The following is a 12,864-nucleotide window of genomic DNA, read 5'->3' on the forward strand; positions in this document are numbered from 1 at the left end:
ATGATGTCACGGAAAGATGAAAAATGCGCGTTCTCCCGTATTGACGACGGGGCGTAATGCTGCCAGTGAGAAATATTTAAAAAGGAGCAACCAGAATGTATAACAATGAACCTGGCGCTCAGTCCGATCCAACGTTGGGCTACACTTTTCAAAATGATTTTCTGGCATTAAGCCAGGCGTTTTCACTACCCGAAATAGATTATACCGATATTTCCCAACGCGAACAGTTGGCGGCGGCGATTAAAAGATGGCCACTCCTGGCTGAATTTGCGCAACCACATTCATTAAGGAAGCCATGAATGGCGATTCTGGGACTGCAGGGCGTGCGCGGCGGGGTGGGAACCACATCTCTCACCGCAGCACTCGCCTGGGCGTTACAAATCTTAGGGGAAAATGTCCTGGTGATTGACGCCAGCCCCGATAACCTGCTGCGCATGTCGTTTAACGTCGACTTCGTCCATCAGGGCGGTTGGGCGCGATCGTTGCTGGACGGCCAGGACTGGCGCGATGCCGGATTACGTTATACCTCACAGCTTGATCTACTGCCGTTTGGACAGCTTACCGCGCAAGAGCGGGAAAATCCGCAGGCCTGGCAGGAGACGCTGGGAGAGATCGGATCGGCTATCCAGGCGCTGAAAGCGAGCGGGCGTTATAGCTGGATTTTACTGGACTTGCCCTACGGCGCGTCACCGCTGACACGGCAGCTGGTGAGCCTCTGCGACCATACGCTGGCGATAGCCCAGGTTGACGCTAACTGCCATATTCGCCTTCATCAGCAGGCGTTGCCTGCCGGAGCGCATATTCTGATCAATGACTTACGCATTGGCAGTCAGTTACAGGACGATCTGTACCAGGTCTGGCTGCAAAGCCAGCGCCGGTTGCTGCCCATTGTGATCCATCGCGATGAGGCGATGGCGGAGTGCATGGCGTCGAAACAGCCGTTAGGCGAATATCGCAGCGATTCGTTAGCCGCCGAAGAGGTGTTAACGCTGGCGAACTGGTGCCTGCTGCATGATGCGGGTGACAAAACGTCCGCCGGGAGCCTGCGATGAGCGCCCTTTCCCGGTGGCTGCTTATCCCGCCGGTTAGCGCGCGTTTGAGCGAGCGCTATCAGGGTTACCGCCGCCACGGCGCGTCGCCGTTTAGCGCAGCGCTCGGCTGCCTGTGGACGATTCTGGCGTGGATAGTGTTTCCGCTTGAGCATCCGCGCTGGCAGCGTATTCGCGACGGGCATAAAGCGCTTTATCCGCATATTAACGCCGCCCGCCCGCGCCCGCTGGACCCGGCCCGCTACCTCATTCAGACCCTCTGGCTGGTGATGATCTCGTCGACTAAAGAACGTCATGAACCGCGCTGGCGGTCATTTGCGCGCCTGAAGGACGTTCGTGGACGTTACCATCAATGGATGGATACCTTACCGGAACGGGTGCGCCAAAAGACAACGCACCTGGAAAAGGAAAAAGAGCTGGGACATCTTAGCAACGGCGCCCGGCGTTTTATTCTGGGCGTTATCGTGACCTTTTCACTGATACTGGCGCTGATCTGTATTACGCAGCCATTTAACCCGCTATCGCAATTTATCTTTCTGCTGTTGCTGTGGGGCGTTGCGCTGTTGGTACGACGTATGCCGGGACGCTTTTCCGCGCTGATGCTCATCGTGCTGTCGCTAACGGTCTCCTGTCGTTATATCTGGTGGCGCTATACCTCGACGCTAAATTGGGACGACCCGGTCAGTCTGGTGTGCGGACTGATTCTGTTGTTTGCGGAAACCTACGCCTGGATTGTGCTGGTGCTGGGGTACTTCCAGGTGGTGTGGCCGTTAAATCGTCAACCGGTGCCGTTGCCGAAAGAAATGTCGCAGTGGCCGACGGTGGATATTTTTGTACCGACCTATAACGAAGACCTTAATGTGGTCAAAAATACCATTTACGCTTCGCTTGGCATTGACTGGCCGAAGGACAAGCTGAATATCTGGATCCTTGATGACGGCGGGCGTGAATCATTTCGTCAGTTTGCCCGACATGTTGGCGTGCATTACATTGCCCGCGCCACGCATGAACACGCCAAAGCCGGCAACATCAACAATGCGCTAAAACACGCGAAAGGCGAGTTTGTGGCGATCTTCGATTGCGACCATGTGCCGACACGCTCGTTTCTGCAAATGACAATGGGCTGGTTCCTGAAAGAAAAACAGCTGGCGATGATGCAGACGCCGCATCATTTCTTCTCCCCGGACCCGTTTGAGCGCAACCTGGGACGTTTTCGTAAAACGCCTAACGAAGGCACGCTGTTTTACGGACTGGTACAGGACGGTAACGATATGTGGGACGCCACTTTCTTTTGCGGATCGTGCGCGGTGATTCGCCGTAAGCCGCTGGATGAGATTGGCGGTATCGCCGTTGAGACGGTGACGGAAGATGCGCATACTTCGCTCCGGCTGCACCGGCGAGGTTATACCTCAGCGTATATGCGCATTCCGCAGGCGGCGGGGCTGGCGACGGAAAGCCTGTCGGCGCATATCGGGCAGCGTATTCGTTGGGCGCGGGGCATGGTGCAAATTTTCCGCCTCGATAACCCTCTGTTTGGTAAAGGCTTAAAACTGGCGCAGCGGCTGTGCTACCTCAACGCGATGTTCCATTTCTTGTCCGGCATTCCGCGCCTGATCTTTCTGACCGCGCCGCTGGCTTTTCTGCTGCTGCACGCCTATATCATTTATGCGCCTGCGTTGATGATTGCGCTATTTGTGATACCGCACATGGTCCACGCCAGCCTGACTAACTCGAAGATTCAGGGCAAGTATCGTCACTCTTTCTGGAGTGAAATCTATGAAACGGTACTGGCATGGTATATCGCACCGCCGACTCTGGTCGCGTTGATCAATCCGCACAAAGGGAAATTTAACGTCACGGCGAAAGGCGGGCTGGTGGAAGAGAAGTACGTCGACTGGGTAATCTCGCGTCCGTATATCTTCCTTGTCTTGCTTAACCTGCTCGGCGTGGCGGCGGGCGTATGGCGATACTATTACGGGCCGGAAAATGAAACGCTGACCGTCATCGTTAGCCTGGTGTGGGTCTTCTACAACCTGGTCATTCTCGGCGGCGCGGTTGCGGTTTCGGTAGAGAGTAAACAGGTCAGGCGCGCGCATCGGGTCGAGATTGCCATGCCGGGGGCCATCGCCCGCGAAGATGGACATTTGTTCTCCTGTACCGTACATGACTTCTCCGACGGCGGGTTAGGCATCAAGATCAATGGTCAGGCGCAGGTGCTGGAAGGGCAGAAAGTGAATCTGTTGCTTAAACGCGGGCAGCAGGAATATGTCTTTCCAACGCAGGTGGTGCGCGTAACGGGCAATGAGGTCGGACTACAACTGATGCCGCTCACCACCAAACAACATATTGATTTTGTGCAGTGTACCTTCGCGCGCGCCGATACGTGGGCGCTTTGGCAAGATAGCTTCCCGGAAGATAAACCGCTGGAAAGCTTGCTGGATATTCTGAAGCTGGGCTTCCGCGGATATCGCCACCTCGCGGAATTCGCGCCGCCTTCAGTAAAAGTAATTTTCCGATCGTTGACGGCGTTAATTGCCTGGATTGTATCGTTTATTCCGCGTCGCCCGGAGCGGCAAGCGGCGATACAGCCGTCGGATCGGGTTATGGCTCAGGCTCAACAATGATGATAATGCGATGAAAAGAAAATTGTCCTGGATGTGTGCGGCGGTAATAGGATTAAGCGCGTTTCCTGCTTTCATGACGGCGGCGGCGCCTGCTACGCCGCCATTGATAAATGCTGAACCCACCGAGCCTGCGCCGTCGCCCGCAACTGAGGCGCCCGTCGTGGCGCAGACCGCGCCTTCGCGCGAGGTCAAGCTGACCTTTGCGCAAATCGCGCCGCCGCCGGGTAGTATGGCGCTGCGTGGCGTTAACCCTAACGGCGGCATTGAATTTGGTATGCGCAGCGATGAAGTGGCGTCGAAAGCGGTGCTGAATCTGGAATATACGCCCTCGCCGTCGCTCCTGCCGGTTCAGTCGCAGCTCAAGGTTTATCTCAATGATGAACTGATGGGCGTACTGCCGGTGACAAAAGAGCAGTTGGGGAAAAAGACGCTGGCGCAGGTACCTATCAATCCGCTATTTATCACCGATTTTAACCGGGTGCGGCTGGAGTTTGTCGGCCACTATCGCGACGTGTGTGAAAACCCGGCCAGCAGTACTCTGTGGTTAGACATCGGGCGAAATAGCGCCCTGGATCTGACCTATAACATGCTGGCGGTGAATAACGATCTGTCCCACTTCCCGGTGCCGTTTTTCGACCCTCGGGATAACCGTCCGGTGACGTTGCCGATAGTGTTTGCTGACATGCCGGATCTGGCGCAGCAGCAGGCGGCTTCTATTGTCGCGTCCTGGTTTGGATCGCGGGCGGGCTGGCGCGGTCAGCGTTTCCCGGTGTTGTATAATCACCTGCCGGATCGCAATGCGATCGTGTTCGCCACCAACGATCGACGCCCCGATTTCCTGCGCGATCATCCTGCGGTTAACGCGCCGGTTATCGAGATGATGAGCCATCCGGATAATCCGTATGTGAAGTTGCTGGTCGTGTTTGGCCGTGATGATAAAGACCTGTTGCAAGCGGCAAAAGGTATCGCGCAAGGGAATATTCTCTTCCGTGGTTCCAGCGTGGTGGTCAACGATGTAAAACCGCTGCTGGCGCGCAAACCGTATGATGCGCCGAACTGGGTGCGTACCGATCGCCCGGTCACTTTTGGCGAGCTGAAAACCTATGAAGAGCAGCTCCAGTCGAGTGGGCTGGAGCCGGCGCCCATCAACGTTTCTTTGAATCTGCCGCCGGACCTCTATTTGCTGCGTAGCAACGGTATTGATATGGATCTCAACTACCGTTATACCTCGCCGCCGACCAAAGACAGTTCACGGCTGGATATCAGTCTGAATAACCAGTTCCTGCAAGCCTTTAGCCTTAACAGCACGCAGGAAACTAATCGACTCCTGTTGCGCTTGCCGGTACTTCAGGGACTGCTGGATGGTAAAACGGATGTGTCTATTCCGGCGCTCAAACTGGGGGCGATGAACCAACTACGTTTTGACTTCCGCTACATGAATCCGATGCCGGGCGGGTCGGTGGACAACTGTATTACCTTCCAGCCGGTACCGAATCATGTGGTGATAGGGGATGACTCCACTATCGATTTTTCGAAATATTACCACTTTATCGCGATGCCGGATTTACGCGCGTTCGCCAATGCGGGTTTCCCGTTCAGCCGAATGGCCGACCTGTCTGACACGCTGGCGGTGATGCCGAAGACCCCAACCGAAGCGCAAATGGAAACGCTGCTGAATACGGTCGGCGCCATTGGCGGGCAGACCGGTTTCCCGGCAATTAATCTGACCATCACCGATGATAGCGCTCAGATAGCCGACAAAGACGCCGATCTGCTGATTATTGGCGCTATTCCGGGCAAGCTAAAAGACGATAAGCGTATCGATCTGTTGGTGCAGGCGACACAAAGCTGGGTAAAAACCCCGATGCGGCAGACCGCTTTCCCGTCGATTATGCCGGATGAGGCCGATCGCGCGGCGGATGCGCAGTCCACCGTCACCGCCAGCGGCCCGATGGCGGCGGTGGTGGGCTTCCAGTCGCCGTTTAATGATCAGCGCAGCGTGATTGCTCTGCTGGCTGACAGCCCGCGCGGCTACCAGCTACTGAACGACGCCGTGAACGACAGCGGTAAACGCGCCGCGATGTTTGGTTCCGTGGCGGTGATCCGCGAGTCCGGCGTTCACAGTCTGCGCGTTGGCGATATCTATTACGTCGGACATCTGCCGTGGTTTGAGCGGCTGTGGTATGCGCTGGCGAATCACCCGGTGCTGCTGGCGGTACTGGCGGCCCTCAGTGTGGTATTACTGGCGTGGGTATTGTGGCGTCTGCTACGTATTCTCAGTCGCCGTCGTCTCGACCCTGACCATGAGTAACGCATGATGACTATGCTGCGCGGATGGATAACGATGATCGTCATGCTGACGGCAATAAATGCGCAGGCAGCCTGTAGCTGGCCTGCGTGGGAACAGTTCAAGAAAGATTACATTAGCCAGCAGGGACGCGTTATCGATCCGGGCGATGCGCGAAAAATTACCACCTCCGAAGGGCAAAGCTACGCCATGTTCTTTGCCCTGGCGGCGAACGATCGACCGGCGTTCGCGCAACTGTTTAACTGGACGCAAAACAATCTGGCGCAGGGATCGCTGCGTGAACATCTGCCCGCCTGGCTGTGGGGACAAAAAGATCCCGACACCTGGTCGGTGCTGGACAGCAACTCCGCGTCCGACGGCGATATCTGGATGGCATGGTCGCTGCTGGAGGCCGGTCGTCTGTGGAAAGAGACGCGTTATACCGAGGTGGGCACGGCGTTGCTAAAACGCATCGCCCGCGAAGAGGTCGTGAATGTGCCGGGGCTGGGCTCAATGCTGCTACCTGGCAAAATCGGCTTTGCCGAGGCGAATAGCTGGCGTTTTAACCCAAGCTATCTGCCGCCGCAGTTGGCGCAATACTTTAGCCGTTTTGGCGCGCCGTGGTCGACGCTACGGGAAACCAATTTGCGGCTTTTGCTGGAAACCGCGCCGAAAGGTTTCTCGCCGGACTGGGTGCGTTATGAAAGCAAGCAAGGCTGGCAGTTGAAAGCGGAAAAGACGCTGATCAGTAGCTACGATGCGATTCGCGTCTATTTATGGGCGGGAATGATGCATGATGGCGATCCGCAAAAAGCGCGTTTACTGGCGCGATTTAAACCGATGGCGACGTTAACGATGAAAAACGGCGTTCCACCGGAGAAAGTGGATGTCGTCAGCGGGAACGCGCAAGGGACGGGGCCGGTCGGGTTTTCCGCCGCTTTACTGCCTTTCCTGCAAAATCGCGACGCCCAGGCCGTGCAGCGACAGCGGGTCGCAGACCATTTTCCTGGCAGCGATGCCTATTACAACTATGTGCTGACTCTCTTTGGACAAGGCTGGGATCAGCACCGTTTTCGCTTCACCGTCAAAGGTGAATTATTACCTGACTGGGGCCAGGAATGCGTAAGTTCACGTTAAGTCTCATGCACGCTTTTTTGCCGGCTGGCGGTCGAAACGCCTTACCTGGCAAAAGGGGCGTTTCTCGGGCATTGTTGGGGTTATCGCTTGGTATGGCGCTAACACCGCTTGCCGGCGCAGCGACCTCCGCGCAGCAACAGTTGCTGGAGCAGGTTCGGCTGGGCGAGGCCACGCACCGTGAGGACTTAGTCCGTCAGTCGCTCTATCGCCTGGAGCTGATCGACCCCAATGATCCACAGGTTATCGCCGCCCGTTTCCGCTATCTGTTGCGCCAGGGGGATAGCGACGGGGCGCAGAAGCTACTTGACCGGCTGGCGCAACTGGCGCCGGAGTCGACGGCGTATCAATCTTCCCGCACCGCGATGCTGCTCTCCACGCCGCAAGGACGCCAGTCTTTGCAGGAGGCGCGTTTACTGGCGACGACCGGCCATACTGAACAAGCGATCGCCAGTTACGACAAGCTGTTTAAAGGTTATCCGCCGGAGGGCGAACTGGCGGTCGAATACTGGACGACCGTAGCGAAATTGCCCGCCCGCCGTCACGAAGCGATTAATCAGCTACAGAAAATCAATGCCGTCAGTCCGGGTAATAACGCTCTGCAAAATGCGCTGGCGCAACTGTTGTTCGCCAGCGGGCGGCGCGATGAGGGATTTGCGGTGCTAAAACAGATGGCGAAATCCAGTACGGGACGCAGCGCGGCCTCCGCCATCTGGTACCAGCAGATAAAAGATCTCCCGGTGAGCGACGCCAGCGTAAAAGCGTTGCAAGACTATCTGACGCAGTTTAGCGAAGGCGATAGCGTGTCTGCCGCCCGCGCCCAGCTTAGCGAGCAGCAAAAACAGTTAGCCGATCCGGCGTTCCGCGCGCGCTCGCAGGGCATCGCGGCGGTTAATGCCGGAGAAGGCGGCAACGCTATTGCGCAATTGCAGCAGGCGGTGAGCGCCCGGCAGGACGACAGCGAGGCGGTCGGCGCGCTGGGGCAGGCATACTCACAGCGTGGCGATCGCGCCCGCGCCGTCGCGCAGTTTGAAAAGGCGCTGGCGATGGCGCCGCACAGCAGCAGCCGCGATAAGTGGGAGAGTCTGCTGAAGGTCAATCGCTACTGGCTGTTAATTCAGCAGGGCGACGCGGCCTTAAAAGCGAATAATCTGGCCCAGGCGGAGCGTTTCTATCAGCAGGCGCGAGCGGTGGATAACACCGACAGCTACGCGGTACTGGGGCTGGGGGATGTGGCGATGGCGCGCAAAGATAATGCCGCCGCCGAACGTTATTATCAGCAGACGCTGCGTATGGATAGCGGTAATACCAATGCTGTACGCGGGCTGGCGAATCTTTATCGCCAGCAGTCGCCGCAAAAAGCCGCCGCGTTTATCGCTTCTCTTTCCGCCAGCCAGCGGCGCAGTATCGACGATATCGAACGCAGTCTGGAAAATGACCGTCTGGCGCAGCAGGCGGAAACGCTGGAAAGCGAGGGCAAATGGGCGCAGGCCGCAGAACTGCACCGTCGTCGGCTGGCATTAGATCCGGGGAGCGTGTGGGTGACGTACCGACTGTCACGCGATCTGTGGCAGGCCGGGCAGCACGCCCAGGCCGATGCGCAAATGCGCTCTCTGGCGCAGCAGAAGCCAAACGATCCGGAACAGGTCTATGCTTATGGGCTTTATCTTTCCGGCAGCGATCGGGACCGGGCGGCGCTGGCGCATCTCAATACCCTGCCGACCAGCCAGTGGAACAGCAATATTCAGGAACTGGCGGGCCGATTGCAAAGTAACCAGGTGCTGGAAAGCGCTAACCGCTTGCGCGATAGCGGCAAAGAACGCGAAGCGGAAGCGTTGTTACGTCAGCAGCCGCCCTCTACGCGCATTGCGTTAACGTTGGCGGACTGGGCGCAGCAGCGTGGCGATAATGCGGCGGCCCGCGCCGCTTATGACGCCGTTCTGGCGCGTGAACCGGGTAATGTCGATGCCATGCTGGGGCGGGTGGAAATCGACATCGCACAGGGCGATAACGCTGCGGCGCGCGCTCAACTGGCGGCGCTGCCTGCGTCGCAAATCACCTCTATTAACATGCAGCGCCGCGTCGCGCTGGCGCAGCTCCAGCTTGGCGATATTACGGCGGCGGCGCGGACCTTTAACCGCATTACGCCGCAGGCAAAAGCACAGCCGCCATCAATGGAAAGCGCGATGGTATTGCGTGACGCCGCCGCTTTTCAGGCGCAAACGGGCGAGCCGCAGCGGGCGCTGGAGACCTACAAAGACGCAATGGTCGCCGCAGCGATTACGCCGGTTCGTCCCCAGGATAACGATACCTTTACCCGCCTGACGCGCAATGATGAAAAAGATGACTGGCTAAAACGCGGCGTGCGTAGCGATGCGGCGGAGTTGTACCGTCAGCAGGATCTCAATGTCACGTTGGCGCACGATTATTGGGGGTCGAGTGGGACTGGCGGCTACTCCGATCTGAAGGCGCATACCACGATGCTTCAGGTGGATGCGCCCTGGTCGGACGGACGGGCGTTCTTTCGTACTGATATGGTGAATATGGATGTTGGCCGTTTCTCTACGGATGCGGACGGAAAATACGATAATAACTGGGGTACCTGTACGCTGGAGAAATGCAGCGGACATCGTAGCCAGGCCGATACGGGCGCGAGCGTGGCGGTCGGCTGGCAGAATGAGACCTGGCGCTGGGATATCGGCACGACGCCGATGGGCTTTAATGTCGTTGATGTGGTCGGCGGCGTCAGCTATAGCGACGATATCGGGCCGTTGGGTTATACCCTGAACGCGCATCGTCGCCCGATCTCCAGCTCGCTGCTGGCGTTTGGCGGGCAAAAGGACGCCAGCAGCAATACCGGCACCAAATGGGGCGGCGTGCGGGCCAACGGCGGCGGCGTCAGTCTCAGCTATGATAAAGGCGAAGCAAACGGTGTCTGGGCGTCGCTCAGCGGCGACCAGTTGAGCGGTAAAAATGTGGAAGATAACTGGCGCGTGCGCTGGATGACCGGTTATTACTATAAGGTGATTAACGAGAATAACCGCCGCGTTACCGTCGGGCTGAATAACATGATCTGGCATTACGACAAAGATTTGAGCGGTTATTCACTGGGTCAGGGCGGTTATTATAGCCCGCAGGAATACCTGTCGTTTGCGGTGCCGGTGATGTGGCGGCAGCGTACGGAAAACTGGTCGTGGGAGCTAGGCGGCTCGGTATCCTGGTCGCACTCCCGCAACCGTACCATGCCGCGTTATCCGCTGATGAATTTGATTCCGGCGGATTATCAGGAGGATGCGCGTGACCAGACCAACGGCGGCGGCAGCAGCCAGGGATTTGGCTATACCGCGCGGGCGCTCATTGAACGCCGTGTTACTGCCAACTGGTTTGTGGGTACGGCTGTCGATATTCAGCAGGCGAAAGATTATACCCCCAGTCATCTGCTGCTGTATGTCCGTTATTCCGCGGCGGGCTGGCAGGGGGATATGGATTTACCGCCGCAGCCTCTGGTGCCTTACGCTGACTGGTAATCATTGCGTCAGGCCTACGAATTGACAGGCGTCGTAGGCCTGAGAAGCGCAGCGCCATCAGACGCTATCATTAACCGTTATTCAGAAAAGTCCTTTTCAGATACAGCCTCTCTTAATGCCGCTGCAATCGGGTATACTCAGGCGGCAGTCCGGGATATCCAGGGAGAGTCAATTTGCGCGTCAGCCGCTCGTTAACAATTAAACAGATGGCAATGGTTGCGGCCGTTGTCATGGTGTTTGTTTTTGTCTTTTGCACCGTTTTGTTGTTCCATCTAGTACAGCAGAACCGCTACAACACGGCTACGCAACTGGAAAGCATCGCGCGATCTGTTCGGGAACCTCTTTCTTCCGCGATTTTAAAAGCGGATCTCCCCGGCGCGGAAACCATTCTGGAAAGTATTAAACCTGCGGGCGTGGTGAGTCGCGCCGATGTGGTATTGCCGAATCAGTTCCAGGCGTTGCGTAAGCGCTTCATTCCTGAACGCCCCGTCCCGGTTATGGTGACGCGTCTCTTCGAACTGCCGGTACAAATTTCTTTGCCGGTTTATTCGCTGGAGCGTCCTGCCAATCCGCAACCGCTGGCCTACCTTGTATTGCAGGCGGATTCGTACCGTATGTACAAGTTCGTCATGAGCGCGCTCTCTACGTTAGTGACCATTTACTTACTTTTATCGCTGATCCTGACGGTGGCCATCGCCTGGTGCGTAAACCGCCTGATTGTGCATCCGCTGCGCAAAATCGCCCGCGAGCTGAACGACATTCCGCAGCAGGAGCTGATCGGACATCAGCTGGCGTTGCCGCGTCTGCATCAGGATGATGAAATTGGAATGCTGGTGCGCAGCTATAACCTCAACCAGCAGCTTATGCAGCGTCAACGCGAGGAGCAAACGGACAACGCGATGCGTTTTCCGGTTTCCGAGTTGCCCAATAAAGCCTTTTTAATGGCGCTGCTGGAACAGGTTATCACCCGCCAACAGACCACCGCGCTTATCATCGTGACGTGCGAAACGTTGCGTGACACGGCAGGCGTGCTGCAAGAAACGCAGCGGGAGATTCTATTACTGACGCTGGTTGAGAAGCTGAAGTCGGTGCTGGCGCCGCGCATGGTGCTTACGCAGGTCAGCGGGTATGACTTCGCCATTATCGCCCACGGCGTTAAAGAGCCGTGGCACGCCATTACATTAGGTCAGCAAATACTCACTATCATTAATGAACGACTGCCCATCCAGGGTATTCAACTGCGCCCAAGCTGCAGTATTGGCATTGCGATGTATTATGGCGATCTGACCGCCGAAGAGCTCTATGGTCGCGCCGTCTCCGCCGCCTTTACCGCGCGCCGAAAAGGTAAAAATCAGATCCAGTTCTTTGACCCGGCGCAGATGGAGGCCGCTCAACAGCGCCTTACCGAAGAGAGCGATATCCTTACCGCGCTGGATAACCATCAGTTTGCCATTTGGCTGCAGCCGCAGGTCGAGATGCGCAGCGGCAACGTATTAAGCGCCGAAGCCTTGTTACGTATGCAACAGCCGGACGGTAGCTGGGAATTACCGGAGGGGCTGATTGAGCGCATTGAATCCTGCGGCCTGATGGTCACGGTGGGCCATTGGGTGCTGGAAGAGTCCTGTCGCCAGCTTGCCGCCTGGCAGGAGCGCGGCGTGACATTGCCGCTCTCCGTCAATCTTTCCGCGTTACAGCTCATGCACCCTGGCATGGTGTCGGAGCTGCTGGAATTGTTAAACCGCTATCGTATTCAACCAGGTACGCTGATTCTTGAGGTCACTGAAAGCCGCCGTATCGACGATCCGCACGCTGCCGTCGCTATCTTACGTCCGTTACGTAATGCTGGCGTGCGTATCGCACTGGATGATTTTGGCATGGGTTACGCGGGGCTGCGCCAGTTACAGCATATGAAGTCGCTACCGGTCGATATCCTTAAAATTGATAAAATGTTTGTCGATGGGTTACCAGATGATCACAGTATGGTGACGGCGATTATTCTGATGGCCCGCAGTCTTAATTTACAATTGATTGCCGAGGGCGTGGAGAACGAGGCGCAACGCGCGTGGCTGGAACAGGCGGGAGTCAACGTCGCGCAAGGCTTCCTGTTTGCTCGGCCCGTTCCCGCGGATATCTTTGAAGAACGGTATCTGTCGCACGAAAATCCTGATTACAAAAGTTAAAAAAGGTCGCGCTTGTGCGAGCCAGCTCAAACTTTTTAACATTTTTGTTTCAATTATGATCCT

The 12,864-nt window shown here is 56.8% G+C and carries 7 protein-coding genes; all 7 read left to right on the forward strand.

All coding sequences use genetic code 11. The annotated features are described in order from the left end of the window. Window positions 1-95 precede the first annotated feature (95 nt). The 7 genes from bcsR (at window position 96) to hmsP (ending at window position 12,801) form a co-directional block, all read left to right on the forward strand. Window positions 96-299, forward strand: coding sequence for a cellulose biosynthesis protein BcsR (gene bcsR / locus QEN32_RS01120; RefSeq protein ID WP_000282616.1), 204 nt, complete (start codon window positions 96-98; stop codon window positions 297-299). Beyond that, window positions 300-1,052 carry a cellulose biosynthesis protein BcsQ gene (gene bcsQ / locus QEN32_RS01125; protein WP_000996118.1) on the forward strand — a complete coding sequence of 251 codons (753 nt, stop codon included), beginning with the start codon at window positions 300-302 and terminating at the stop codon, window positions 1,050-1,052. Next, a complete protein-coding gene (gene bcsA / locus QEN32_RS01130) occupies window positions 1,049-3,673 on the forward strand; it encodes a UDP-forming cellulose synthase catalytic subunit (protein ID WP_001275342.1) in 2,625 nt (874 codons plus the stop codon). The genes bcsQ and bcsA overlap by 4 nt, the downstream gene beginning before the upstream one ends. Before the next feature lie 10 nt (window positions 3,674-3,683). Further along, window positions 3,684-5,984, forward strand: a complete 2,301-nt coding sequence (gene bcsB / locus QEN32_RS01135; protein ID WP_000823812.1) for a cellulose biosynthesis cyclic di-GMP-binding regulatory protein BcsB — start codon at window positions 3,684-3,686, stop codon at window positions 5,982-5,984. A gap of 3 nt (window positions 5,985-5,987) precedes the next feature. Beyond that, window positions 5,988-7,097 (forward strand): cellulose synthase complex periplasmic endoglucanase BcsZ, encoded by a 1,110-nt coding sequence (gene bcsZ / locus QEN32_RS01140; protein WP_000988802.1) that lies wholly within the window; start codon window positions 5,988-5,990, stop codon window positions 7,095-7,097. Further along, window positions 7,079-10,621, forward strand: a complete 3,543-nt coding sequence (bcsC, locus tag QEN32_RS01145; protein ID WP_017441624.1) for a cellulose synthase complex outer membrane protein BcsC — start codon at window positions 7,079-7,081, stop codon at window positions 10,619-10,621. The genes bcsZ and bcsC overlap by 19 nt, the downstream gene beginning before the upstream one ends. A gap of 173 nt (window positions 10,622-10,794) precedes the next feature. Beyond that, window positions 10,795-12,801 (forward strand): biofilm formation regulator HmsP, encoded by a 2,007-nt coding sequence (gene hmsP, locus QEN32_RS01150; RefSeq protein ID WP_001266362.1) that lies wholly within the window; start codon window positions 10,795-10,797, stop codon window positions 12,799-12,801. The last annotated feature ends 63 nt before the right edge of the window (window positions 12,802-12,864 follow it).

The sequence above is a fragment of the Salmonella sp. SA14318 genome, assembly GCF_029866905.1.
Taxonomy (GTDB): domain Bacteria; phylum Pseudomonadota; class Gammaproteobacteria; order Enterobacterales; family Enterobacteriaceae; genus Salmonella; species Salmonella enterica.